This is a genomic window from Shewanella goraebulensis (assembly GCF_030252245.1).
GTDB lineage: Bacteria > Pseudomonadota > Gammaproteobacteria > Enterobacterales > Shewanellaceae > Shewanella > Shewanella goraebulensis.
In genome coordinates, this window is the sequence record NZ_CP126972.1 from 1,861,342 (window position 1) to 1,887,438 (window position 26,097).

At 40.2% G+C, this 26,097-nt stretch carries 19 protein-coding genes; 9 read left to right on the plus strand and 10 right to left on the minus strand.

Annotation, left to right across the window (positions count from 1 at the left end; translation table 11 throughout):
- Window positions 1–9 precede the first annotated feature (9 nt).
- The 7 genes from QPX86_RS07775 to QPX86_RS07805 all read right to left on the minus strand — a co-directional run bounded on the left by QPX86_RS07775 (window position 10) and on the right by QPX86_RS07805 (window position 11,646).
- Window positions 10–1,023, minus strand: a complete 1,014-nt coding sequence (locus QPX86_RS07775) for a cupin-like domain-containing protein (protein WP_285164841.1) — start codon at window positions 1,021–1,023, stop codon at window positions 10–12.
- 48 nt (window positions 1,024–1,071) lie between these two features.
- Window positions 1,072–1,791 carry a SapC family protein gene (locus tag QPX86_RS07780; protein WP_220753355.1) on the minus strand — a complete coding sequence of 240 codons (720 nt, stop codon included), beginning with the start codon at window positions 1,789–1,791 and terminating at the stop codon, window positions 1,072–1,074.
- Between the two features lie 103 nt (window positions 1,792–1,894).
- Window positions 1,895–3,478, minus strand: coding sequence for a tryptophan halogenase family protein (locus QPX86_RS07785; protein WP_285164842.1), 1,584 nt, complete (start codon window positions 3,476–3,478; stop codon window positions 1,895–1,897).
- A gap of 256 nt (window positions 3,479–3,734) precedes the next feature.
- Window positions 3,735–6,734 (minus strand): TonB-dependent receptor, encoded by a 3,000-nt coding sequence (locus QPX86_RS07790; protein ID WP_285164843.1) that lies wholly within the window; start codon window positions 6,732–6,734, stop codon window positions 3,735–3,737.
- Between the two features lie 932 nt (window positions 6,735–7,666).
- Window positions 7,667–8,674 carry a LacI family DNA-binding transcriptional regulator gene (locus QPX86_RS07795; RefSeq protein WP_220753358.1) on the minus strand — a complete coding sequence of 336 codons (1,008 nt, stop codon included), beginning with the start codon at window positions 8,672–8,674 and terminating at the stop codon, window positions 7,667–7,669.
- Between the two features lie 232 nt (window positions 8,675–8,906).
- Window positions 8,907–10,226, minus strand: a complete 1,320-nt coding sequence (locus tag QPX86_RS07800) for a glycoside-pentoside-hexuronide (GPH):cation symporter (RefSeq protein WP_285164844.1) — start codon at window positions 10,224–10,226, stop codon at window positions 8,907–8,909.
- Window positions 10,227–10,311: 85 nt separating this feature from the next.
- The gene (locus tag QPX86_RS07805; protein ID WP_285164845.1) at window positions 10,312–11,646 is read right to left on the minus strand and encodes a GH1 family beta-glucosidase; all 1,335 of its coding nucleotides are present in this window, start codon (window positions 11,644–11,646) and stop codon (window positions 10,312–10,314) included.
- Window positions 11,647–11,944: 298 nt separating this feature from the next.
- Here QPX86_RS07805 and QPX86_RS07810 point away from each other — a divergent pair, with 298 nt between their 5' ends.
- The 7 genes from QPX86_RS07810 to QPX86_RS07840 all read left to right on the plus strand — a co-directional run bounded on the left by QPX86_RS07810 (window position 11,945) and on the right by QPX86_RS07840 (window position 22,127).
- Window positions 11,945–13,258 (plus strand): sugar MFS transporter, encoded by a 1,314-nt coding sequence (locus tag QPX86_RS07810; protein ID WP_220753361.1) that lies wholly within the window; start codon window positions 11,945–11,947, stop codon window positions 13,256–13,258.
- An 87-nt stretch (window positions 13,259–13,345) separates the two neighbouring features.
- A complete protein-coding gene (locus tag QPX86_RS07815; protein WP_285164846.1) occupies window positions 13,346–15,973 on the plus strand; it encodes a glycoside hydrolase family 3 protein in 2,628 nt (875 codons plus the stop codon).
- A 147-nt stretch (window positions 15,974–16,120) separates the two neighbouring features.
- The gene (locus QPX86_RS07820) at window positions 16,121–18,196 is read left to right on the plus strand and encodes a glycoside hydrolase family 16 protein (RefSeq protein WP_285164847.1); all 2,076 of its coding nucleotides are present in this window, start codon (window positions 16,121–16,123) and stop codon (window positions 18,194–18,196) included.
- Window positions 18,197–18,572: 376 nt separating this feature from the next.
- A complete protein-coding gene (gene cysQ, locus QPX86_RS07825; RefSeq protein ID WP_259651276.1) occupies window positions 18,573–19,391 on the plus strand; it encodes a 3'(2'),5'-bisphosphate nucleotidase CysQ in 819 nt (272 codons plus the stop codon).
- A gap of 148 nt (window positions 19,392–19,539) precedes the next feature.
- Entirely contained in the window at window positions 19,540–20,445 is a 906-nt protein-coding gene (gene mak / locus QPX86_RS07830; RefSeq protein WP_285164848.1) for a fructokinase, read from the plus strand.
- Between the two features lie 184 nt (window positions 20,446–20,629).
- On the plus strand, window positions 20,630–21,409 hold the full coding sequence (locus QPX86_RS07835; protein WP_259651277.1) for an ElyC/SanA/YdcF family protein: 780 nt from the start codon (window positions 20,630–20,632) through the stop codon (window positions 21,407–21,409).
- Window positions 21,399–22,127 carry a DUF2982 domain-containing protein gene (locus QPX86_RS07840; RefSeq protein WP_285164849.1) on the plus strand — a complete coding sequence of 243 codons (729 nt, stop codon included), beginning with the start codon at window positions 21,399–21,401 and terminating at the stop codon, window positions 22,125–22,127. The genes QPX86_RS07835 and QPX86_RS07840 overlap by 11 nt, the downstream gene beginning before the upstream one ends.
- 86 nt (window positions 22,128–22,213) lie before the next feature.
- On the opposite strand, the gene QPX86_RS07845 is transcribed toward QPX86_RS07840, so the two are convergent.
- From QPX86_RS07845 to galE, 3 genes are all read right to left on the minus strand, one after another.
- Window positions 22,214–22,642: a bactofilin family protein gene (locus QPX86_RS07845; protein ID WP_220753367.1), complete on the minus strand. Its 429-nt coding sequence runs from the start codon at window positions 22,640–22,642 to the stop codon at window positions 22,214–22,216.
- A gap of 160 nt (window positions 22,643–22,802) precedes the next feature.
- Window positions 22,803–23,297: a ferredoxin-type protein NapF gene (napF, locus tag QPX86_RS07850; RefSeq protein WP_285164850.1), complete on the minus strand. Its 495-nt coding sequence runs from the start codon at window positions 23,295–23,297 to the stop codon at window positions 22,803–22,805.
- An 85-nt stretch (window positions 23,298–23,382) separates the two neighbouring features.
- Window positions 23,383–24,396 (minus strand): UDP-glucose 4-epimerase GalE, encoded by a 1,014-nt coding sequence (gene galE, locus QPX86_RS07855; protein ID WP_285164851.1) that lies wholly within the window; start codon window positions 24,394–24,396, stop codon window positions 23,383–23,385.
- A 422-nt stretch (window positions 24,397–24,818) separates the two neighbouring features.
- Here galE and phhA point away from each other — a divergent pair, with 422 nt between their 5' ends.
- Complete coding sequence (gene phhA / locus QPX86_RS07860) at window positions 24,819–25,625, plus strand: phenylalanine 4-monooxygenase (RefSeq protein WP_299570423.1); 807 nt, start codon at window positions 24,819–24,821, stop codon at window positions 25,623–25,625.
- A gap of 55 nt (window positions 25,626–25,680) precedes the next feature.
- On the plus strand, window positions 25,681–26,019 hold the full coding sequence (locus QPX86_RS07865) for a 4a-hydroxytetrahydrobiopterin dehydratase (RefSeq protein ID WP_285164853.1): 339 nt from the start codon (window positions 25,681–25,683) through the stop codon (window positions 26,017–26,019).
- Window positions 26,020–26,097 lie beyond the last annotated feature (78 nt).

The following is a 26,097-nucleotide window of genomic DNA, read 5'->3' on the forward strand; positions in this document are numbered from 1 at the left end:
CATACACGATTATCGTTTTAGTTTATTAATCAAATCAGCTCTTAATTTTCTAGCATTTAATTCATCAAGTGGCTTGGTTTGCATCCCTTGGGCACCTTCGGGGATGTGACTGACATCATCGTCATCATGATCAAAAACATAATGGTCGAAGTGTGCTTTCCAAGCTTGTCTTTGCGCTTTAGGCAGTGAGCGAAGGCTTAACATTGCCATAGCGAGGGCGTTATTGGGTCTACCAAGGTAAGCGGGCGTATCACGCCACCAGTGGGTAATCAATACGTTAAATGATTCAATACCACTCACTTGATGCCACCACATACTAGGGACATAAAGTACATCACCGGCTTCAAGTTCTGCGGTTTTTGCAGCGGCTAATGCCTGCTTGTATTTAGGATATTTTTCAAAGTCTGGATTATCAAAATCAACCATACTGATTTCTTGACCACCGGGAGCAAACTCCATAGGGCCGATATACAAATTACTCACTTGTTCAGGTGGGAAAAGGGTAAAGGTACGTTTGCCAACTACATTACAAGCGAGATTTTGCGGAAAATCAAAATGGGCTGCGATTCTTGATTGATTGCCTAGCCAAACACTGGTTAAAGGCCTAATAGGCTCAAGCTTTAAGCTATTGTCATCAGCTAACCCCGGCAGGAACTGATTAATTTCAGTAGAGCCCATATAAATACTTGGTGGTAATTCGTCATCTTTATGGGCGAACAGCTTATCAATTACTTGATTTAAATTAAGTTGAGCAGCTTGGTAATTAAAACCATTAACCTGCTCATTATAAAACACTCGGCCTTTATGTTTTGGCTCAACATAATAAGCCGTTACAGGTGTATCTTTATAAAAACTAAGTAAGTAGTCAGCTGCTGCTTTAGCGGAATCTAAACCAGCTTGCACAAGTGGCCATGCCAGACAAGCGCCTTTAAAAATGACTGGCTCATCCGTTTGAGCCATCATTAATGCGATATCAGATAATGGACAATTTTCAATTACCTTAACTGTCTGACTATGTTCCATCTACAACAACCTTGTTTACCTAGTTACGGCTAATGACAATGCCTAATGTTATTGAGCGTTTTTAAAATTCAATAATTGCCTGATATTAGATTGTGACGCCAAGGTCATATAGATAGCATTGAGATAACCTTGCTGATGGAGTTCTGCCAATGTTTCAGCTGGGAGGGCTGCGAGGGTTTCTTCATTAATGGTATAAAAACCGATCATTTGATGCTTTTCACCGTTATCTAACTCAATATCTAAAGTAAATGACTCAAGTAATTCGAGTTTGATTAAGGTTTCAATAAAGTTTTTGCTATCAATTAACCCATGGTGAATGGTTTCTAGCATTTCACCGACTTCATCAAGATAAGGCGTGTTACCGCCATAAGGGAAGAACAACGGTTCACCTTCTTCCTCATTGATTCTTGGATGATTTGGGTCTAAGTGGATCACGCGTTGAATTTGTTCTACGCCATCTTCTTGAACGGTTTGCTGACCGATTAAAAATGGCTGACGGCGAACGGTTAATGGAATATAGGCAGCTTGCCATTTGCCATCTTGGAGGAATAAATTCTCTTTATGTTGGAACCCAAACATTGCAATTGAGTAAAATTGACCAGTATTGCTGTCTTTTTGAAAAAAGATGGGATAGTGCGCTTGAACACTTCTAAATTCAGCTGGGAAAGTCACTGTATACCAAAGATTATCACCATACTTTTCTGAACGTTCGGTGATGATTTTTAGATCTTTATGATCGACACTATTAAGTAATACTGGTTTGTTCATGCTGACATCCTAATCAAATACAGCCTTAGCTGTGCTTATTTTTTAATGATAATTTTTTAGTTTTAATGCTCATGTATTACAGCTCAAATATTCTTGTTTAGAGCTAAATCTTAGGTAATCCATATTGGGCAATTTTTGCCAATAACTCTCGGTTAGTGGGCAAAAGTTGTTTCAATCCTTGGGTGCGTTTTACATTTTCAGCAAACAGTTGTTGTGCTCGGTTTTGCAGTGATGGTTTTAAATGGCTTGGGATCATAGTTTGAAACTCCATGCCGTAGAGCACGAACTGAAAACTGGCGGCAGGAAATAATACATCGGTGTATTGAATATCATGCTTGTTTGGTGTTTGAGTTCGCCATAATTCAATTTGCTGTTGCAGTGAATCTGGTATGGTTGATGATTCACGATGGTCGTGCCAATAGTCACTGTCACTGCGTTTACTAAGCACATAATGTAACTTTAAAAATTCAATAATTTGTTGCCAATGCTGGCCAAACCTTTGATTGACTCGCGCAGCAATAATATCCATAACTTGTCTGTTACTCGGTAGCTGTTTGGCTAATGTATTGGCACTCCATTCAACTAATGCTAAAGCTGAAGCTTCAAGCGGCTCAATAAACCCAGAGGCCATGCCGATAGCCATACAATTGTTTTTCCAACATACTTTTCGATGACCAGGTGCAATCGATAGCTTTCTTATATCGAGGTTATCAACATCAATATTGACTGTGGGTCTTAGGTATTCAATTAATTGTTGTTCAGCTTGTGCTTGGTCAGTATGGCTTGATGAATATACATGACCGACCCCGCGTCTGGTAGGTAAGCCTATATCCCAAATCCAGCCATTGGTTTGTGCAGTCGAATGAGTACAAGAGGCAATTTCAGAATCAGCTTGTGGGTAAGGGACTTGTATCGCTAACGCAGAGTCGTTAAATAACACCGACTTTTGACACACAAAGGGAACGTTTAATTGCTCGCCGAGCAATAAAGATTGTACCCCAGTGCAATCGACAAAAAAGTCACCTTGTAGTTCTCCAGATTGTTTAGTCGATAAATGATTGATATCCCCACGGTCATTTTTATGAATTGCAGTCACATGGTCTCGAATGTGTCTGACCCCAAGTTTTTCAGTGCAATGCTTTTGCAGTAATTGGCTAAATTTCCCTGCATCGAGGTGGTAGCCATAATTGTTTTGAAACTGATATTCGCCAGTGGTGATTTGTTTAGGCGCTAAACTGCACTGACTTAATTGATTTTGCTGGCCAACGGCATCAGCAAAGCTAACTTGCTCTTGATGAGGCAACCAGTAAGGGCAAAGGTCTAATTCATTAGTACCGATAGGCAAGCTAAAAGGGTGCAGATAATGATCTGCTGAACTGTTATTCGCTTGGTGATCATGAGTCCAATTAATAAAACGTGAGCCTTGCTTAAAACTCGCATCGCAGCTCATTAAAAAATCTGTTTCACTAATACCGATGTTTTTTAACGTGGTACGCATCGAAGGCCAGGTGCCTTCGCCGACTCCAATGGTCGGTACATCAGGAGATTCTATTAAAGTAATATTGAGTTTAGGGGAGGGCGATAGTTTGCCATTATCAGCGTTATGCTCAGCAGCCAGTATCCCTGCTGTTAACCAACCTGCAGTGCCGCCGCCAACAATAATGATGTTTTGTATCGCTTGTTCCATGAGCTGCCTATTTTTAGTGTTATTGATAAGGCTATACTTTTGTTGTGCTAACTAATTTGAATTGAGGTAACACTTACCTAGCATTGAATATTTTTCAATCGCTTACAAGTGTTTGTAAGTAATAATTTGTAATAATGAAATAGAATTGTAAGTTCGTAAAAAAGGTGCAACTTCCTTGTTGCAAATTGGATTTAGCTTAAAAAAAGAGGTGACCATGGCGGCCACCTCAAACGACCTAATCTTTACAAAAGTACTGTTAGAAAGTGTAACGAGCACCTAGGCTGTAACGAGCTCCTGTTTGGGTATAGTTAAGTACTTGGCTATATGAGCGACCATGTGTACGAGTATTTTCTTCAGTAATATTTAACCCTTCAAAGAATACCGTTAAGCCTTCAACTGCGGCGATGTCATAACCAATATTGAAGTCAACTTGTGAGTATTCTTCGGTATAACTTGGGTTAGCACCAGTACCATCACCTGTTGAGTTCAAGAACTCATCACGCCAGTTCCATGCAAGACGTGCAGAGAAACCGTAGTTTTCGTAGATAGCAACAACGTTAGCAGTATCACTGATATTCGTTAGTACATTTTGTGGATCATCACCAGGACGGTTTAGGTTGAAATTGTCATAAGAATCCCCTGCATTTACTAATGTGTAGTTAGCTTGCATACCAAAGCCTGACTCACCGAAGAAATGCTGAACAGCGAACTCCCAACCATCAATCACAGAACTGTCGCTACTGTTAGAAGGTGTTGTAAGTACAAAGTTAAGGCTTGGGTCACCTGGGTTACCGGTGATTTCAATATTGCCGTTATCTGGGTTTAAAGTTACATTTGGATCGGTTGCACCGTAAGTGTCGTAAATCCACTGACGCTGATCAATTGCTGTTACATTTCCTGCGGCAATCGCTTCTGCAACATAAATCCCATTTGATGGATCTGCAATTTCATAAATAGTAGAGTTTACAGGGTTACTATCAATAAAATTGGTCACGTCTTTACGGAAGTAGCCAATAGATACGTAACTTGCGTCAGCGTAGTACCACTCACCTGAGAAGTCATAGTTAGTTGATTCAAGTGGTAATAAGCTTGGGTTGCCACTTTCACCACTACCACCGCCTCTGTTTGCTAGTGTACCTACAGTGGTACCACCTTGAATCGAGGTGTAATCTGGACGGCCAATAGTTTCACTATATGCTGCACGTAAGTAAACATCTTCTACCACTTCGATATTGAAGTTAAAGCTAGGTAGGAAGTAATCATAAGAGCCAGTTTGCGTACCAAATACTCGGTTATCTGTAGTCGTGCTTTCAAGCGCGATTTCTGTTTCAGCAATCCAAGTCGCTTGGTCATATGAAGACACTGCAGATTTAGATTCAACATCGGTTTTTTCATAACGTACGCCGAAGTGAACATCAAATGGCATATCGCCCCATTCGCCTTCGAAGTTGTATTGGATATAAGCTGATTGCGATTCTTCTTGAGTGAAACGGTCGGTATCGCTGGCGTAATCAGTAGATGGACAGAATCCATTACCACAATCACCAATTGCTGTTGAACCATATAATTCTGCAGCACGAGCTCTAACAGCTTCAAAATCCCATAAGAAAATCACATCTTGTGGGTCAATAGAGGCTGAACCTTCATAATCAGAGAAGTCACCTTGTGACCCATCAAATTTATCTTGAACACTACCTGCTGGGAACCAAGAAGGGTCGAAGTCACCTTCAGCGCCAACACCACCCCAGTCATTACGTTGGACGTTGACTGATTGAGAGTGATTATTTACGTCAGTAGCTGCGATACCAAAGTCAATGCTACCTGCTTCTTCAAAGACGTAAGTACCATTGATTTGTAGTTGCTCAACTTCTGATTTATTACGAGCATTACCAAATACTGAACCAGTTACACGCATATCTTCTGGGCGAACAGCATTACCACCGCCAACAGCCAATACAGGTACATCACCAGTAAAGTCAGTTGCAGCGCTTGTACGAATAAATGCCGCAGTACTTAAGTTACTGTTACTACCGTTCGGGCTATTTGGTGAACGTTCAGCTTCTGAAGTATGGTAATCCAATGATAAGAATAAGTTATCAGTAGCATCCCACTCTAAGTTAAAACCTAAAGAACCACTTTCATCACGGGTACCGTAATCACCCGCAGCCATTGATAAATCAGCGCCGCCATCAGGGTAAGTTTCAGAATAAACCAGTGGAGAAGATACTGGGCCGTCAGACCAAGTACTTTCTTGAGTTGGAACAAAGTTAAACCATGCAGAAACATCGTGTGACTGTGTATCTACATCATTTTGCATATAGGTGTAGTCTAATGTTGCACGTAACGAGTCAATAGGCTCATATTGCAACACTAACTGACCGTTAGTTCGGGTACGTTGTTGCTCTTCAAAACGGTAAACCGTGGTTTGAGGAACAGCATATACATCTCCTTCACCTGGGCGGTTTATTTGATTGTCATCTTTTGGAACACCACCCCATTCAGCGTTATCGCCGCCCCAGTCTTGGTCAACAATACCTGGGAAACTACGCCAACCTGTACCAACTTGTGCTTGTTGGTTACCACTTTCACGTTCTTGGTAACTGGCAGAAATCGAAATACCAAATTTGCCATCTGCAAAAGTGTTTGAGTATAAACCTGAAAGTTCTGGTGTGACTGAGCCTTCATCAGTTGATTGATCATCAACAGCTTTAACACCAAAGGTCGCTTTTAAACCTGGAGAGCTTAATGGGCGATGAGTTAGAACATTAATGGTTGCACCGATACCACCAGTTGAGTTTTTCGCTTGGCTAGTTTTTTCAACTTCAACTGCACTGATTGCTTCAGATGCAATGTTGGCGAAGTCGAAAGAGCGAGAACCCGTTGTTACTGGCATTTGACGATTATTGAGCATAACCAAGTTTTGGTCTGCACCGAAACCACGAACAGATACACGGCTACCTTCACCATTTTGTCTGTCGATTGATACACCAGTAATACGTTGTAAAGACTCTGCTAAGTTACTGTCTGGGAACTTACCAATGTCTTCAGCGTTAATTGCATCTACGATACCGTCAGAGCTACGCTTTAAATCCATAGATTTAATTAAGCTTCCACGAATACCAGTGACCTTAAGTACTTCAATGTTTTCATCTGCAGCGACTTCGTCGGCTGCAAATGCTGGCATCATGGTACTTGCACTCAGTACTACCGACAAACTAGTGGCAATTCTGGTCTTTTTAAATGTTCTAAATTTCATCTAAGTCTCCCCTCGACTAGATCTCAGGCTACTACTCTCTGATTTTTTTATTCGGATTACGAATGAACGTAATGTGTTTTATTCATCATTTGTAAACGCTTTTAAAAGCCTTTATGTAAAAGTTAATGTAAGCGCTTACATAAAACTAGATTAATTTGTTAACAGCGTCAACAATAATTACTACAAAAAATTACAATCCGTTAACCTTGTTTTTGTGGTAGCACAATCATCACTCTTGTAAGTTGTTGAAATAATTTATTTAAAATAAGTAAATTACCATTTTCAATAAAAGTAATAAATGAAATAATTTTGTGATAGCGCTTACATTTTTTTTGTTTTATCTGGGTTAGGGAGGTGCTTTGTTGCAGATAGAGGAAGGTCATTTTGTTACAAAGACAGTTTCATCATGATACATAGTTAACTATGCCTATTTTGTATGACAAATAAACAGTTCTTTATCAACAGAATAATGAGCGAAATTAAGCTCATTACGTAGGCATGTAAATGACATTGTTTATTGAGATAAGTTAACTATCTGAGATATCAAAAGTTGCAAAGAATCATTGGTTTTTTACTTTAAATAGGCTTAATTAGCTATTAATTGGCAATATTAAAGTTAATAGAAAGCCAAATCCAAACGTTACATGGGAAATGAGCAACAAAGTTAATTGAAAAGCTAGAAGAAAAATAACTTAAAAAGTCTTAGAGGCTATGGCATTTAAAAGCTTGAAAGGGTGGGACAAGATCTTTTTTAAAAAGAATTATTGATACAGATGACCTTTGAGCCTTATTGTCTCTAATACTGCTAATTAATTGTTGTACTTTGCCTTAAACAAGTGTGAAAAAAATGGGCAATAAAAAGCCGTAACTTAATATTTAAGTTACGGCTTATAAAGGTTAGCCTTTAAGCTTTAGTCTAAGATATCAAAGTATTACTTACTCATTGGCTTAGTCGCAGAGTCTCTTACGATAAGTGCTGGATTAAATGTGTTTTCAACTAATGGTTTAGGGTCATTATAAATATGCTTCAGCACCCATAAGGCTGCCATTTTACCCATTTCATGAATTGGGTTATTCACTGTGGTGAGTTTTGGTGAGATATATTGCGGAAAAGGAATGTTGTCGTAGCCAACAAACGATAGCTCTTCAGGAATACTCATGCCTTTCTTAAGACAAACCGCAATAGCACCAGAAGCCATTTGATCATTGGCACACACTACAGCTGTAAAGGGTTTATTAACTTTGAACAGTGCATCCATGGCTTCACTGCCACCTTGCTCTTTATAGTTTCCTTCGTAAAAAAGCTGTTGATCAAACTCAATGTTAAATTCAGCTAAAGCACGCTTATGGCCAGACAAACGGTCTTGCGAGTCGAGTTTAAACAGTGGCCCAGAAATATAGGCCAGGTCTTTGTGACCATGCTCCAGTATATGTTTTGTTGCTAGGTAACCACCAAGCTCATTATCTAGATATACACAGCGCTCACTGATTTCGTCAATGTAACGGTTAATGAGTACAATAGGAGTATTACCTTGGTGAAGCTTGATGAGGTATTCATCATCAACGGCTTCAACATCTAGAATTAATGCATCGCAGCCTCGGCTAATTAAAAACTCTACACCGTCTCTTTCTTGAGATTCGTCGCTGTGACCTGCTGCAATGATAACGTGCTTATTACCTGCACGAAGGGCTGTCTCAATTTCGGTCATCATCGGACCGTAGAATGGACCGTCAAGTTGCGAGACAAGAACGCCAACACTATTAGAGCGGCTAGACGCAAGTGATTGAGCAATGGTATTTGGGCGGTAACCCAATTGATCCATCGCACTCATCACTTTTTGTCTGGTTTTTTCACTGACCTTGGTGTTGTTATTCATCACGCGTGAAACGGTTGCCAGTGATACGCCAGCTAAGACTGATACGTCGTATATTGTCGCCATATATCCCTATTTAATACTGTTTAGCTTATGAAAATCAAAACGTCGGTTAGACTAGCATGAACTATTTAGCATAATCATTAAAAAAAAGTCTTAAACAGCGAAGAATAATGAAACAACTTAACTGTTAAATAGTTTTTTCTATTGAATGTATAAATTGTATCAGGCCATAAAACCGTTAACTATATACAATTTTGAATAGTTCATAAGAAATTCTTAAGCAATAAGTATCTGTTTATTGAGTTATTGCTGCATGCACTTCTTCAACTTGTTTATTGTCTAATTTATACCACTTCATCACTATTGCTACGATAATAGAACCTACAGCAGGGTAGATAGTGAATGAAATTAAAATACCTTGCTGAGTCGCTGCTGTTTGTTCAACATCGGCTTGATAACCATATAACGCTAGTAACCAACCTGCAGCTGCCCCGCCAATTGCGACACCTAATTTGATAAAGAAAATCACCGATGAATAAATCATTCCGGTTATTCTAACGCCGGTTTTATATTGGCCGTAATCAACAACATCAGCCATTTTAGCCCAAAGCAGTGGCGTGCCCATATTGAAGGTAAAGCCCCACAATATAAATAAGGCAAAAGCGATTTCAACTTGATCACCTGAGACAAAATAAGCAGCAATACAGAGGGCTGCAGCGATAAATTGAATCGTAATGTAGGCTTTGACTTTACAAACCCGTTTAGCTAATGGCTCAGCTAAAATACAACCAAAAATGTTACCAATCATACCTAAGGTAATAAAGAGAGTGATAGAGTCAGGCATATGCAAATAATATTTAACGTAATAAATCGCTAAACTGGTTTTAAGTACCATACCCGATAACAGCCAAATTGCGGCAATTGAGAGGATGCGCCATTGGTCGTTTTGCCAAAGTAACTTGAAGTCTCTTTTAAAGCTCAAGTTTTGATCTTTAGGTGGGTGTAAACGCTCTTTAGTACCTAAAAAGCATAAGACAAACATCACTACGCCTAACGCACTCATTGCCGCTATTGTAAGTTGGTAGCCTTTTGCTTGGTCGCCTTGGCCGAAATATTCCACTAACGGTAAAGTTAATGCCGACACCATTAATCCGCCAATCATGGCAAATACAAAGCGATATGATTGGACTGACACGCGTTCTTTAGGATCTGCAGTTAATACACCGCCTAATGCACAGTAGGGAATATTAATAGCGGTATAAACCATCATTAATGCCGTATAAGTGACGAAGGCATATATCATTTTACCTTCTTCGGCTAAATCTGGTGTGGTAAAAGCAAGTACACTGATTAAACCAAACGGCAGCGCGAACCACATAAGGTAGGGACGAAACTTACCCCATTTGGTTTCTGTTCTATCAGTTAATGCGCCCATTAGCGGGTCTGTTATCGCATCGATAAAGCGAACGGCAAGAAACATGGTGCCGACAAATGCAGGTGAAATACCAAAAATATCAGTATAAAAAAAGGTTAAAAACAACATTACTGTTTGGAACACTATATTACTGGCTGTATCACCTAATCCATAGGCTATTTTCTCTTTAATGCTAATCATGCGAACCTCTTTCGGGTCATTATTATTTTTAAAGTATAAAGTAGGGTATCAAGCACATACCTGTGCTGATTGGTGCCGGTAGTAATTATTTAGCTCTTTGGCTAATAAAATCACGATAAGCTAATCCGCTTCGCTTAATGGTGCGTTGTTGAGTTTGATAGTCAACATACACTATCCCGAAGCGTTTTAAATAGCCTTCAGCCCATTCAAAATTATCCATTAAGCTCCAAGCAAAATAACCATCTACTTTAACACCTTGCTCCATAGCATCATTAACCGCATTTAAATGCGCTTGATAATATTCAAGTCGGTCTAAATCATTTACAGCGTCATCAACAATTTTATCGTCCATCGCTGCGCCATTTTCTGTGATGTAAATTGGCGGCAATGTATAGGTGTTATGTAAGCTAGTTAATAAGTCAGTGAAAGCGGCTGGATAAATTTCCCACCCGATATCGGTTTTAGGGGCATCTTTCATGTCTATTTGGACAAATTGATTGTCACTGCAGGCTTGATATACAGCGCGGGTATAAAAGTTAATCCCCAAGAAATCAATTGGCTGGCTAATAATATCCATATCACCAGGTTCAATATTAGGTTTGTCACCATCATCAAAGTCATTAATGATGGCTGGATACTCACCATCCATAATGGGTTTCATGTACCACTGGTTAAAGTAGTCATCAGCGATTTGAGCAGCCTTTTTATCTGCGGGGCTATCTGAATAGGCATAACAAGGGGTGAAGTTGAGTACGATACCGTTTAAAGAGTCAGGGCTATTTTTTTGAATAACTTCCATCGCAAGACCGTGAGCTAATAATAAATGGTGAGCTGACTTACGTCCGAATGCTTTAGTCGCAAGCCCTGGAGCATGAATACCGATTTCATATCCTAAGTAAGAGCTACAAAAAGGCTCATTCAATGTGGCGTAGGAATGAACACGGTTACCTAGAGCTTGCGTTATTTTATCGGCATAGTCTTGAAAAAGATAAGCAGTGTTGCGGTTAAGCCAGCCACCTTGATCTTCAATGTGTTGTGGTAAATCCCAATGGTAGAGGGTTGCGTATACTTTAATACCACGGCTGATGAGTTCGTCCATTAGCTTGGTATAAAAGCTCACACCTTCTTGATTCAGGCTGCCATCTTGATTAATCACGCGTCCCCAAGAGATTGATAATCGATAAGCATCAACGCCCAATGACTGGATAAGCTCAACATCATTTTTCCATAATGCCACATGTTCACAAGCTTGCTTGCCGTCAGAACCATCACGAATTTTTTGTGGCGTCGCACAGAAGGTATCCCAGATACAAGGTAAGCGAGAATCTGCCGCTCCTTCAATTTGAAAAGAGGCGGTAGCAACCCCAAAAGTAAAATCCTTTGAGTGCATTTTAGAATCTGATGGTAAAGATATTTTCATATTTATTATTCACTTAATATGTTTCTGACGTATTCCTGTCAATTCAACTCCAATAGCTGAAACTCAAGCTGTTATTGAAGTGCTGTTACAATTTTTACTAACAAAAATCGTTGACTTTCGTTATCGGTATGTTAAAAATGAAAGCGCTTACATCGAGACTAGTGATTAATTAACAAAAGGTCAATAATTGATTTAGATAATTCTCGAAACAGCCTATCTGTGTACTACAAAAGGTGTAGAACAAGCGTGTTTAGATAGTCTTTGACCATAAATACATAATAATTAAAGAGGAAATGTCATGGCTAGCGCACCGGTAAATGCAGATGCTGCTGAAATGGGAAGTGTTCATCAAACGGGGAATTTCAAATTTGCCCTGATGGCATTAACGTCACTATTTTTTATGTGGGGTTTTCTAACCTGCTTAAATGACATCTTAATTCCTTATTTAAAAAATATGTTCGAATTAAGCTATACCCAAGCCATGTTAGTGCAATTTTGCTTCTTTGGTGCTTATTTTATTGTATCAATTCCAGCAGGGCATCTTGTCGGAAAAATTGGCTATCAAAAGGGCATTGTTACTGGGCTTGCCATTGCCTGTGTTGGCTGTTTGATGTTCTATCCATCAGCAAGTTACGCATCTTATTGGATGTTCTTGAGCGCTTTTTTTGTTCTTGCTGCAGGGATTACTATTTTACAAGTCGCAGCAAACCCATATGTCAGTGCACTTGGGCCTGCTGAAACGGCTTCATCAAGATTGACCATGACCCAGGCTTTTAACGCCTTAGGTACAACGGTCGCGCCATTTTTCGGTAGTTACCTTATTTTAAGCAACATGAGTCATGGCTCAGAATCAGGAGGGGCTGATTCGGCAGTGTCAACAGCAACGGTTGAAGCTGTTCATCAAGCCAGTACAGTGCAAGTGCCTTATTTAATGTTAGCTGGCGCATTATGTGTGTTAGCGATTATTTTCTTCGTTCTTAAACTACCAGTACTGGGTATTAATGAGCAAAAAGCTGACACAGATTCAACAGCAACAGGCAGTGCGTGGAAATATCCTCATCTTGTATTAGGTGCAGTGGGTATTTTTGTTTATGTCGGTGCTGAAGTCGGTATAGGTAGCTTTTTAATTAACTTTTTAACCCAACCTGACATTGGCGGTTTTACTGAAGCACAAGCAGCCAAGTACATCGCATACTACTTTGGCGGCGCTATGGTTGGTCGTTTTATTGGGGCGTTAGTAATGCAGAAAATTGCTGCAGGTAAAGTACTGGCATTTAACGCGACGTGTGCAGTGCTGTTAGTTGCAGTAGCAATGCTTGCAGAAGGCACCACAGCTATGTGGGCATTATTATTAGTTGGATTATGTAACTCCATTATGTTCCCAACGATTTTCAGTTTAGCGCTGGCTGATTTAAAACAACATACTAGTCAGGGCTCAGGTGTGTTGTGTTTAGCTATTGTGGGCGGAGCAATCGTGCCGTTACTGCAAGGCATGCTAGCTGATTCATTTGGTATTCAATTGGCATTTATTTTACCGCTAGTTTGTTATGCATTTATCGCTTATTACGGTTTAGTGGGCAGTAAAGCCAAGCGTCCACAACAAGCGGTTTAATTAAGTTTTAACTGAGTGGCTGACATCGTGAATTCATTCAGGCAATCAAATTTAGACATTACTAAAAGAATAGATAAGGCAAAATTTATGAAAAAGGCAAATAGGGTTATCGCAAGGAAGCAATTAACGTTGCCACTGCAAATCATCGCCGTATTGGTTGGACTGTCTGCTTGCTCGGATGATGATAAAAAGGCTATCCCAACTGAAGTTGAGTCAGATAAACAAGTGGTAGTGAAAGTTACAGAAACCAATGAAGCTGCTAACACAATGGAAAATAATATTGATATTTGGCCTACTTTAGATATTCCGTTAGCGAAAGACGCTGAATTAGAAGCACGTATTTCTAAGCTAATGGAAAAGATGACCTTAGAGCAAAAAATTGCCCAAATGATCCAACCTGAAATTCGCGATATCACTGTTGAAGATATGCGCAAATATGGTTTTGGTTCATATTTAAATGGCGGCGGAGCATATCCAAATGATGATAAGCATGCAACTCCAGCTGACTGGATCAAGCTTGCTGAAGATATGTATCAAGCATCCATTGACGACAGTGTTGATGGCATAGCGATTCCAACAATGTGGGGAACGGATGCGGTACATGGCCACAACAACGTGATTGGGGCGACTTTATTCCCCCATAACATTGGTCTAGGTGCAGCTAATAACCCTGACTTAATCCGTGACATTGCCGCGATTACAGCAAAAGAGGTGATGGTTACCGGTATTGATTGGGTGTTTGCACCAACGGTTGCAGTGGTACGTGATGATCGCTGGGGACGAACGTATGAAGGTTATTCAGAAGATCCTCGCATTGTGAAAGCGTATTCGCACTCAATTGTAGAAGGTTTACAGGGTAAGGTTGGTGATGACTTTTTATCTGATCAACATGTTATTTCTACCGTTAAGCACTTTTTAGGTGATGGCGGTACCGAGAAGGGCATCGATCAAGGCCAGAACATGGACTCTGAACAAGAGTTATTTGATATTCATGCTCAGGGGTATGTCGGTGGATTAACCGCTGGTGCGCAAACTGTAATGGCCTCATTTAACAGTTGGCAAGGTAAAAAAATCCACGGCGAGAAGTATCTGCTAAATGATGTCCTAAAAGATAAAATGGGTTTTGATGGTTTTGTAGTTGGTGATTGGAATGGTCATGGACAAGTTGATGGTTGTACCAATGAATCATGTGCCCAAGCTGCTAATGCAGGACTTGATGTATTTATGGTACCAACAAGTGCTTGGAAGCCATTATATGAAAACACGATTGCACAAGTAAAAAGCGGTGAAATTACTCAAGCTCGAGTTGATGACGCGGTTCGCCGTATTTTAAGAGTTAAGTTCCGCGCTGGTTTATTTGAAAAACCAAGCCCAGCTAACCGTGCTATTTCAGGTAAAACTGAATTAATTGGCGCCAAAGCACATCGTGATGTCGCAAGACAAGCAGTGCGTGAATCATTAGTGCTATTGAAAAATAACGCTAATATTTTACCGCTAGCACCTAATTCTAAGGTTCTTGTTGCTGGTGATGCTGCGGACAACATTGGTAAACAGTCAGGTGGCTGGAGTATTACTTGGCAGGGAACGGATAACTTAAACGAAGACTTCCCTGGCGCAACGTCTATTTATGCTGGTATTGAGCAAACAGTCAATGCGGCTGGCGGACAAGCTTGGTTAAGTGTTGATGGCCAATTTGAAGCTGTGAATAAACCCGACGTTGCGATTGTAGTATTTGGTGAAGAGCCCTACGCTGAAGGTAACGGTGATATTGATAACCTTGAATATCAGCGAGGTGATAAGCGTGATTTAGCCTTGCTAAACTCTTTTAAGTCACAGGGTATTCCAGTTGTTTCAGTCTTTATCAGTGGTCGCCCTATGTGGGTTAACCCTGAATTGAATGCATCAGATGCCTTTGTTGCTGCATGGTTACCGGGTACTGAAGGTGACGGTGTTGCTCAAGTATTATTTTCAAATGTTGATGGCAAAGTGAATGCTGACTTTGTCGGTAAGCTTTCATTCTCATGGCCAACGACACCGCAGCAAACCACAGTCAATGTGAATGATGAAAATTACCAGCCATTATTTGCCTATGGATATGGTCTTAAATACGGTGAAAAAAGCCAAGTTTCCGATAGTCTTTCAGAAGATAACTTTGCATCTGAAGCCAAACTTGAGCCGTTAGCTTTATTTGAACGTGCAGTGAAAGCGCCATGGAAATTGATTATTGGTACTGAGAGCACAATGGACACTGTAAGTAGCAGTATTCAACAGAATGATGCATTGACCCTAAGAACCTTTGATAAAGCTGTTCAAGAAGATGCTCGTTTGGTTAACTTTAACGGCACAGGTCTGGGTTTTGTTGGCTTAATCAGTAACTTCCCGCGTGACTTACGAGCTTATTCAAACAGTAATGCTGCCTTATCTGTATTAATCAAAACCACCAATAAGGTTGAAAAACCTGTCATGCTGGGTGTTGCGTGTGATAGAGATTGCCGCGCAGATGTTGATATTGCTGGTGCTTTAAATTCTTCAGTTGGTGATTGGCAAACCATTAGTGTTGATTTGAAATGCTTTGCTAACCAGCAAGTTGACTTCGGTAATATTAATACGCCTTTCTATTTGGCAACCGATGGTAAAGCTGAAATTAACTTCAGTGATTTATTAATCGTTCCAAATGCGGCAGATGACGCCACGATTACCTGTCCAGTTTCATAACTAACCTTGCTACTTGGCTAGTCTCTCACTAGGGATTCACTAGCCAAGTGGTTCTTTACTCCTGCACTGCTGTGAACTTGCAATTAACTTTGTAAGGGATTTTGTTGGATTTTTTTCAAGATTTTTTGCTATTTCCTTGGGGGGAAAATGAAAAAATTACCACCAGTTTTAACTCTCACTAGTGTTAGTGCTTTAGCTGCATTGTTAATCGCTTGCGGTTCAGACAATACATCAGAGGAGGTTGTAAATGATACCGCAGCCGCTGATAACAGTGTTGAACAACCACAAGAAAGTCCTTGGACGCTTATTTGGAGCGACGAGTTTGATGGGACTGCGATTGACTTAGATAAATGGAATCTCGCCCACAATTGTTATGGTGGCGGTAATCAAGAACATCAGTGTTATACCCAACGGGATGAAAACAGTAAGGTCGCTGACGGTTTATTGGTTATCACTGCAGAACGTGAAGATTTCAGTGGTCCAGCCGTTGCCTTGGGCGATCCTAATTATGATGCTGCAGACACTTCTAAACAGCAGCCATATACTTCGGCGCGATTAGATTCGACTAATAAAGGAGATTGGAAATACGGCCGCTTTGAAATCCGCGCCAAAATGCCACAGGGTCAAGGTACTTGGCCTGCAATCTGGATGTTACCGACAGACTGGGTTTATGGTCCTTGGGCAGGATCCGGTGAAATCGATATTATGGAGGCGGTAAACCTGAAAGTGGTCACAGAAGGCTCTGAACCTGAAGCTAAAGTGCATGGCACTTTGCATTACGGTAAAGCGTGGCCAGGCAATGTTTACTCAGGTGCTGAGTATACATTGCCAGAAGGCGCTAACCCTGCTGATGATTTTCATGTCTACGCCCTTGAATGGGAAAAAGATGAAATTCGCTGGTACGTTGATGACGTTCACTTTGCTACACAGCGCTCAACAGGTTGGTATAGCCAATACACAGACAGCGATGGCAATCTACAAAATGCCTTGGAAGATGGCCCATACAATCAATCATTTCATATGATTTTGAATTTGGCTGTCGGTGGTACTTGGGCTGCAAATGTCAATAATACAGGGGTAGATGAAAGTGTATTCCCACAAACTTTAGAAGTTGATTATGTACGTGTTTATGAGTGCAGTGTTTCGCCTGAAACTGGACAAGGTTGTGCTTCCATAGATGAAGCAGCAGAAGTGGTCGAAGGACATTTAGCACCAGAAATTAGCACACCATCAACAGATATTGGTGCAGGTCCTGAGTTCATTATGTACGACGATGCCCTAGCTGAAGGGTTGAGTTTAGACAGCTATAACCCAGATAATTCAGTGACGTTAACCTCAGTTCAGGTTGAAGACCGTGGTGAAGTACTTCAATTGGATAAAGTGGGTGCAACGGGTAACGCGTATTTTGCTTACCCGCCAACAGCAGACTTGTCCCACTGGTCAGCTAACGGTGTTTTGGTATTTGATTTAAACGTGATAAGCACTGACAACGATGTCGATTTGTTGGTCAAAATTGACAGTGGTTGGCCTAATGTCAGTGATACTAATGTTGAACTACCTGCGTTAAATACTTGGACAGAAATTCGCTTACCGATTGATGAACTTGTAGCAAGTGGTAATCAATTTTCACCGGGTAGTTTTGCTGATTTAGCATCCGTTTCAAATCCATTTGTTATCGAGCCATTGGGTAATATGAGTTTGCAAATTGATAATGTGCGTTATGAATATGATGTGGCACAAACAGATGAACTGATTGTATATGATGATGCTGTCAAAGCGCCTTTTGAAATTGGTTATTATGCGGCAACAGGGAGTGTCGGGATTGAGCAAGTTGATGTGGGCGGTGATAACGGATTAGTAAGTCAATTTAGTTTCAATACAAACGAAGCGGTGGTTTATTTTCAAAGTCCTAATTTTCAACAAGATGTGAGTAGTTTTAATTTTGTTGAATTTGACTTAAATGTCACCACAGATCCCAGAGAAGTTCGAGACTTTAATATCAAAATTGATTGCGGACACCCTTGTAGTTCGGGAGATTTTGCTATCAATGCACCAGCAGTAGGCGCATGGACTCACTATAAAGTAGCCTTAGCAGATGTAGTAGCCAATACTGGTTCTAGTTTAGATTTAACCAAAGTTGATACGCCTTTAGTTGTTTTCCCTGCATGGGGAAATCAAAATGGTGTGGTCATGCAAGTTGATAACGTCATGCTGACTAAATAACTTGAACTTGGTTTAAGGCGTATTATTTAATCCTAGTTGGGTTTTAACAGTTTGAATACGAATGCAGTCAAGGCGTTGAGGGTTTTATGCTCATCGTTCTTGGCTTACTATCAAACTGAGGTTACAAATAAGTAACAATGGTGTGTTTGTTATTTAGGTTCGAATACGTAAATTAGGAATTTTTTATATAAGTGCATTCATACAAATGAATTTGTACAAGTACATTTATATAAGTGGATTCATATAAGTAATTTTAATAGGCAGTTTTTAATGTCTAAGACAAACTAAATAGTTATAAATCTTTAATACAGTCAATGGCATAATGTGAGCTGATTATTTTCTGGCTTAAAAGTCAGTATTTTCTAAGGAATGACCTTTGACAATTAAAGCATTAGAACAACAAATTAGTTTAACTAAAGCACAACTAGATATCGTGATTGCCATTGCTAGACAAGCAGGCGATGCCATTATGCAAGTGTATTCGACACCTGACTTGCAAGTAGAGCAAAAACAGGATGACAGCCCGGTAACAGCGGCTGATATCGCCAGCCACAATGTGATTGTGGGCGAGCTTGAAAAATATTTTGCTGATATTCCAGTGATGAGCGAAGAAGCTGCGGATATTGACTGGGACGTACGTAAAACATGGGCCACTTACTGGTTAATCGATCCATTAGATGGCACCAAAGAGTTTATTAAACGTAATGGTGAGTTTACCGTCAATATTGCGCTTATTCATCAAGGTAAAGCGGTTGCAGGTGTTGTTTACGCCCCCGTTTTAGATAAATGTTATTCAGGAATAGTAGGTCAAGGAGCTTGGCTTGAAAGTGATAATACGCAACAAGTATTGGATATCAGTGAGCAACCCATTAATGCTAAACCTATTGTCGTAGGTAGCCGCTCACATATTAGCCCAGGCCTTGCTGAGTACGTTGCCAATATTGGTGAGCATCAAATGCATAGCGTTGGTAGTTCGCTTAAGTTTTGTTTAGTAGCCGAAGGCAATGCCGATGTTTATCCACGTTTAGGATTAACAAGTGAGTGGGACACTGGAGCTGCGCAAGCCGTATTAGAAAGTGCAGGTGGTCAGGTGCTTAAATTCCCTGAATTAACCCCACTTGAGTACAACCAAAAAGAAGATATTTTAAATCCGTATTTTATTGCCGCATCACCTAAATGGTTTGAGCGTAAATAGTTTTTGTATCAAGGTTTGATTGAACATCTGAGTGTATTTAAGTCATAGCACACAGTTATTTCATCAAGGATACAGGCTTTACACAATCAAGATTGCAGCACCAAATGCGTATTTAGCTACAAATTATAATTAAATGGAGAGAGAAGTTATGATGCGCATGGGTGTTGACCTTGGCGGGACAAAAATTGAGTTAGTGGCGTTAGCGGAAGATGGCAGTGAGCTGTTTCGTAAACGTGTTCCTACTCCTAAAAATTATCCAGGCACTCTAGATGCCATTATAGGTTTAGTGGATGAAGCCGAAGCTGAAACTAAACAAAAAGGTTCTGTTGGTGTTGGGATCCCTGGTGTGGTTTCTCCTTTTACAGGCTTAGTTAAAAACTCAAACTCGACTTGGATTAATGGTCATCCATTAGATAAAGATTTAAGCGCTCGACTTGATAGAGAAGTTCGCGTGGCAAATGATGCTAACTGTTTTGCGGTTTCTGAATCTGTGGATGGCGCTGCAGCGGGCAAAGGTGTGGTCTTTGGCGTTATCATTGGCACGGGTTGTGGCGGCGGACTATCGATAAATGGTCGAGTTCATGGTGGCGGTAATGGTATCGCAGGTGAGTGGGGACATAATCCACTACCTTGGATGACATCTGATGAATTTAATTCGACTTCATGCTTTTGTGGCAATAAAGATTGTATTGAAACCTTTATTTCAGGTACTGGCTGGGTTCGTGATTTTCGCCGTGCAGGCGGTGAAGCGGATAGTGGCATTCAAATTTCTCAAATGATGTCAGAAGGACATCCGTTAGCCACACAAGCATTTGTGCGCTATATCGATCGTTTAGCGCGCTCACTAGCACATTTGATTAATATGATTGACCCTGATGTGATTGTTTTAGGTGGCGGGGTATCAAACATTGATGCCATTTATAACGAACTACCAAAAGTATTGCCTAAATATGTCGTCGGACGAGAGTGCGATACCATTGTGGTTAAAAACCAATTTGGCGCTTCTTCAGGTGTTCGTGGCGCTGCTTGGCTTTGGGGCAAAAACGAACATTAAATTACAGTTTAAAATGTTTGATAAAATATTTAACGGCGCTTTTTAGCGTCGTTTTTTATTGTGAAATTGATGATTAAAGTGATTGATATCTGCTTATTTTCGCAATCTACTTCAACAGTCGATACAATAGGGGGATTCCACTTTAGCTAACTCTAATTGAGCAGATTAACAGCAGATGAAATTGATGTTTTGGTTTAAAAAAGTCCTGTCGCAATTTGTCATGCCAGTTCCATTTATATTGATATGCTTATTTGTTGCGCTTTTTATATGGCGTTTTAAAGCTAAAAAACTCAAATCATTTGGTCAGTTCTGTTTAGCGATGGGTTTATCGGTTTTAATGCTATTGAGTAACTCTTTTATATCTGCCAATCTCGCAGAAAGTTTAGAGTCTAGATACCCTGTAAATGAACTCCCTCTAACACAAATAAATCAAGATGCATGTTATGTGATGGTGCTAGGTTCAGGACATCGCGAAAAGCAAAACATCAGCGCGGTGCAGCAATTATCATCTACGGCATTATCTAGACTTTCAGAAGGGATTAGACAGCTTAAGCTGGCTGGTAGTCACTGTACTTTAGTTGTCAGTGGTTGGAGCGGTGGGCTAACTCCAACTCCTCATGCTGTGATCATGAGACAAGCTGCCATTGAACTTGGTGTTGCTGCTGACAACATCGTTATTTTTCCTGATGCGCTAGATACCATTGAAGAGGCACAATCGATGAAGTCGCTTGTGGGTAACACCCCATTTATTTTAGTGACTTCAGCAACTCATATGCCTCGCTCAATGATGATTTTTACCACCAATAAGCTTTATCCCGTTGCCGCACCCACTAACTTTCTAAGTTCGCTAGGGTACTGGTGGCGATTCAGTGCAGAAAATTTATTTATCTCTCAGCGCGCGATTCACGAATATGTCGGTATGCTTTGGATAAATGTTAAAGGGCTCATCACCAATGTCTTATGAAACACCTGAAACTGATAATCAGACCAACAAAAACAAAGGTCCAAACCAACAGACTACAAAAACACAGCTGATTAGTCCTTATGGCAAACGAAACGGCATAACACTCAGTGTGTTTGGCGCGATAGCGCTGTTTATCAGCCTTATTTTATTTATTAATGCTAAAAGCTTGTTTGGTATTGGCATTGTGTTATTTGGTTTCGGCAGTGTGAGCTTAATTTTAGGTATCGCCAAAATTAACCAGCCTAAAGCCAGTTTTAAACTTACTGAGACAGGGCTAGATTTTTTTCACCAACGGGGCACAGTTCATATTGGTTGGGACAATATTCAAAGAGTGGATGTGTCACGGGTCACTCAAAATCTTGAGTTAATTGAACTACCCTACATTGGGTTTAAATTAAAACGAATAAACCCCATTCTTGATTGTATTTCACCGCGTTTGGCAACGGGTTTATTAACAGAGCAACGTCCATTGCTCATGACTGCTGCAACCCAAGATGAAGACTTACAGAGTTTAGAAACCTATTTAGGGGCCGAGTTTACGCCACTTGTAGTCAATGGGGATAGGTATCGTGGAGTGTTAGCAATGTTCGGGCATCGTTGCCAAACATTAGAGAGTCACTTAGGATTTCATCTTTATATTTCAATAGATAGCCTTGATAGACCACCCGCAGAGTTTGTTGAGCTATTACGCGAGTGGCAACAAGAGCATTTACTTTAATAGAGTTAACTTCAGTAAGGCTTACTTCAATAAGCCCATTGAGCTTAAGCTATTTAGCTTATGGCAGATAGCTCATGGCAGATAGCCTACACACTAACTGCAGAAAGCTGTGGGCTTTCAGCTGGTTCATCAGAAGGACTGACGACTTTTTCATTTAGCAAGCTGTTGTGCTCTAAGCTTTCATCATAGGCTTTGCGGTAACCAATAAACTGGCCGTTATCTAAGATTTCCATACGTTTACTGTATACTTCGCCATCGAAAGTACCTGTGTTAGTGATGGACAGTTTTTCACAGGTGATATTGCCACTCATTAGGCCAGATACTGTAGCTTCAATACAGACTACTCCGCCTGTTACCACGCCAGAAGGTTCTACTGTTACATTGCCAGATGCGCGAATTTCACCATTGATTTTACCAGCGATGAGCACATCTCCAGCGACTTTTATATTACCCGTTAATTCACAATCATTAGCGATGAAACTTAAGTTACTGGTAGGGCTTTTTTTACTAAACATGTAGGCTCTCTTTTTTCGCAAATTAGTCCACTATCAATAAGCGACCGAAATGGCTTTATTATAAAATTTAACAATTAATATAACGGCAAATAAAATCAAAAAAAACCATTAAATTTTGACTACCATGTCTTTTTCTGGCGGATAGTAGAATAAATCACTACTATTCACTGATTTTTGACTCATTGATACTAATTGACGCAGCAGGACAAGGGGATACACAAGCACCGCAGCCTGTACATGCATCGGTATCGACAATGGGTTTAGGCACTTGACCGACAGCCATTTTAAAGCTGATGGCGCGAGGATCGCAGGCATCTTTGCAACTTTGACACCAAACACCTTTATATGTCAGGCAAGAGTCATTAATGATGGCTTTGATCGTCCAAGGAGTAGCTTGAGTAAGATCAAAAATAGGTTCTTTACATACAAGAGCGCATTGCTGACAAAAAGTACACTCGTCTTCGGTAAATTTGATTTCAGGGAACCCGCCATCTCCTTTGATTAATACTTTGGTTTCGCATGCATCAATACAAGCATTGCAGCGAGTACACTCGTCGGTAAACTCGATTTCTGATTTAACCCATGGTGGCCTTTGTGCATCAAACTTTTTGCGACGAAACAAATTTCTGCGACTGTGATTAATTGATTGGCTCATATTTATTCCGATGACACTGATGTCGTAGTTTGACTATTACTTTAACGAACTCTTGATTTAACTTCAGAGCGATTGATTGCACTTTTTAATCGTTATAACCATTAGGATTAGTTGATTGCCACAACCAGCTGCTTTCAACCATTGACTCAAGTGTATGTACTGGTTGCCAGTCTAATTCTTCATAAGCAAGAGTAGCGTCGGCAAAGTATGCCGCAAGATCGCCATCACGACGCTCACTAAAACGGTATGGGATTTTCTTACCGCAAACTTGCTCAAAGGCCTTAATGATTTCGATTACGCTATAGCCGCGACCGGTGCCAAGGTTATAGGTTACGATTCCGGGCTGTTTAGCTAATTTTTGCAGTGCTTTTAGGTGGCCTTGGGCGAGGTCTACCACATGAATATAATCTCTAACGCCTGTGCCATCTGGGGTGAGGTAATCACTACCAAAAATGTACAGTTCGGGAAGTTTACCCACTGCAACTTGGCAAATAAACGGCATTAAGTTATTTGGTGTATCAGTTGGATCTTCACCAATTAATCCGCTTTCATGGGCACCGACAGGATTAAAGTACCTCAACACAGCAATATTCCATTGCTTATCAGCAATTTGTAAATCTGTTAATAGCTGCTCAACCATCAGTTTTGATTGGCCGTAAGGGTTAGTTGCACCTGTGGAAAAGTCTTCACGAATCGGTAAACTCTCAGGGATCCCATAAACTGTGGCCGATGAGCTAAATACCAATTGTTTAACGTTATGCTCTGCCATCACCTGGCATAAAATAATCGTTCCTGTGACATTGGTCTCGTAGTACTGCAGTGGTTTATTGACCGACTCGCCAACGGCTTTTAAGCCAGCAAAATGAATTACCGCGTCTATTTGATGATCTGTAAAAATTTTATGTAATAAGGCTTTATTGAGCACACTGCCTTGGTAAAACACACAAACATTACCAGTTATCTTTTCGATACGATCTAGAGCGTTGACGTTGGCATTAGATAAATTATCTAAAATGATAACTTGCTGCCCAGCATTCAAAAGTTCAACAACAGTGTGGCTTCCAATGTATCCCGCACCGCCTGTTACTAAAATTGCCATGGTCTTTCCTTAACTCTGTAGAGCAACACTTTTTGTTGAGTCATGTGTCATATTACTAACTGTTTAGCACAACAGTGCTGAAATTGGGGCTGACCAACCTAATACAACAAAAGCTAACCTATTGTCGTTATTGTACTGAAGTTATCGGTTTGAATATAACATTTGTTGTTTTAAATCATTTTAAACCACTAAACCGTGAATCCGTAGCCTAGTAAACTGGGGATTTTTCCAATAGTTCTTCTTGTTTGTCAAACATTAACTACATTTTAGTTTATTGATTTTAAATGACTAAATAGCATTATATCGATGGTTGTAGTGAAAAGTTTACGTTTATAGCTACCACATGAACCAAGAATAAACCCTGAGGTTGTTAACAAATATGAAACCTTAGCACACTATGAAGGGAGAGAAGTTTACGTAAAGTGACACTTATGAGCAAAGCAACAAATTACCAAGCTAAGATCCCTGATAGTCAGGGCTATATTCAATACACAGATGAAGAGCACGATGTTTGGCATGAGTTGTATCAGCGCCAAGCTATCAATATGCCTGGCCGAGCATGTGATGCATATATGCAAGGGCTTGAGGCTTTGGCAATGCCAAGTAACCGAGTACCGCAATTAAAAGAAATTGATAAAGTGCTACTCGATGCAACAGGCTGGAAAACTGCAGGCGTGCCTGCACTTATTTCATTTGGCAAGTTCTTTGAACTGCTAGCCAATAAGCAGTTCCCCGTTGCGACGTTTATTCGTACTAAAGAAGAATTTGATTACTTACAAGAACCCGATATTTTTCATGAAATATTCGGTCACTGTCCATTATTAACTAATCCGTCATTTGCCCGTTTTTCGCATATCTACGGTCAATTGGGACTCGCTGCAACTAAAGAGGAAAGAGTGTATTTAGCTCGTCTTTACTGGTTTACCGTAGAGTTCGGTTTAGTGAAAGCCAGTGATGGCGAATTAAACATCTATGGTGGCGGTATCTTAAGTTCTCCTGGCGAAACCCTGTATGCGTTGAGTGATGAGCCTGAACGTAAACCTTTTGATTTAATTGAGGTGCTTAGAACACCTTATCGTATCGATATTATGCAGCCTATCTACTATGTAATTGAAAGTGTTGATTATCTTGATGAAATAGCCAAGATGGATATCATGGCCGCAGTGACAGAAGCACGAAAGTTAGGCTTACTTGAACCTAAGTTTGCACCTAAAACGATTGCCAGTTAGCGATAATGAACTAAAGAACATTAATAAGAAGAAATTATTTTACCCAGGAGTTGTTATGTCTGATCTATCAGAATTGAAATGTGAAGCTTGCCAAATTGATGCACCGAAAGTCACAGACCAAGAAATGGTTGAATTTAGTAAAATGATCCCTGAGTGGCGCGTTGAAAATCGTGATGGGATTAATCAATTAGAACGGGTATATAAATTTAAAAACTTTAAGCTTGCGATGGTATTTACTAATCAATTAGCGGAACTTGCTGAAGCAGAGTTTCACCACCCTGGAATCTTAACTGAATGGGGCAAAGTCACCGTAACTTGGTGGTCACATTCAATTAAAGGCCTGCATAAAAATGATTTTATTATGGCTGCGAAAACAGACCAGTTAATCGGTTAATCATTTTAACTATTAATTTCAGCAGGTTACGTTAACGCAACCTGCCTTTGTACTTCCTCTGTTACAATTCTACTGTAA

What these genes read in the sequence shown, in the direction of transcription:
- QPX86_RS07775 (WP_285164841.1), bottom strand. Translation starts at nt 1,023, where the DNA reads ATGGAACATAGTCAGACAGTTAAGGTAATTGAAAATTGTCCATTATCT.
- QPX86_RS07780 (WP_220753355.1), bottom strand. Translation starts at nt 1,791, where the DNA reads ATGAACAAACCAGTATTACTTAATAGTGTCGATCATAAAGATCTAAAA.
- QPX86_RS07785 (WP_285164842.1), bottom strand. Translation starts at nt 3,478, where the DNA reads ATGGAACAAGCGATACAAAACATCATTATTGTTGGCGGCGGCACTGCA.
- QPX86_RS07790 (WP_285164843.1), bottom strand. Translation starts at nt 6,734, where the DNA reads ATGAAATTTAGAACATTTAAAAAGACCAGAATTGCCACTAGTTTGTCG.
- QPX86_RS07795 (WP_220753358.1), bottom strand. Translation starts at nt 8,674, where the DNA reads ATGGCGACAATATACGACGTATCAGTCTTAGCTGGCGTATCACTGGCA.
- QPX86_RS07800 (WP_285164844.1), bottom strand. Translation starts at nt 10,226, where the DNA reads ATGATTAGCATTAAAGAGAAAATAGCCTATGGATTAGGTGATACAGCC.
- QPX86_RS07805 (WP_285164845.1), bottom strand. Translation starts at nt 11,646, where the DNA reads ATGAAAATATCTTTACCATCAGATTCTAAAATGCACTCAAAGGATTTT.
- QPX86_RS07810 (WP_220753361.1), top strand. Translation starts at nt 11,945, where the DNA reads ATGGCTAGCGCACCGGTAAATGCAGATGCTGCTGAAATGGGAAGTGTT.
- QPX86_RS07815 (WP_285164846.1), top strand. Translation starts at nt 13,346, where the DNA reads ATGAAAAAGGCAAATAGGGTTATCGCAAGGAAGCAATTAACGTTGCCA.
- QPX86_RS07820 (WP_285164847.1), top strand. Translation starts at nt 16,121, where the DNA reads ATGAAAAAATTACCACCAGTTTTAACTCTCACTAGTGTTAGTGCTTTA.
- mak (WP_285164848.1), top strand. Translation starts at nt 19,540, where the DNA reads ATGATGCGCATGGGTGTTGACCTTGGCGGGACAAAAATTGAGTTAGTG.
- QPX86_RS07835 (WP_259651277.1), top strand. Translation starts at nt 20,630, where the DNA reads ATGTTTTGGTTTAAAAAAGTCCTGTCGCAATTTGTCATGCCAGTTCCA.
- QPX86_RS07840 (WP_285164849.1), top strand. Translation starts at nt 21,399, where the DNA reads ATGTCTTATGAAACACCTGAAACTGATAATCAGACCAACAAAAACAAA.
- QPX86_RS07845 (WP_220753367.1), bottom strand. Translation starts at nt 22,642, where the DNA reads ATGTTTAGTAAAAAAAGCCCTACCAGTAACTTAAGTTTCATCGCTAAT.
- napF (WP_285164850.1), bottom strand. Translation starts at nt 23,297, where the DNA reads ATGAGCCAATCAATTAATCACAGTCGCAGAAATTTGTTTCGTCGCAAA.
- galE (WP_285164851.1), bottom strand. Translation starts at nt 24,396, where the DNA reads ATGGCAATTTTAGTAACAGGCGGTGCGGGATACATTGGAAGCCACACT.
- QPX86_RS07865 (WP_285164853.1), top strand. Translation starts at nt 25,681, where the DNA reads ATGTCTGATCTATCAGAATTGAAATGTGAAGCTTGCCAAATTGATGCA.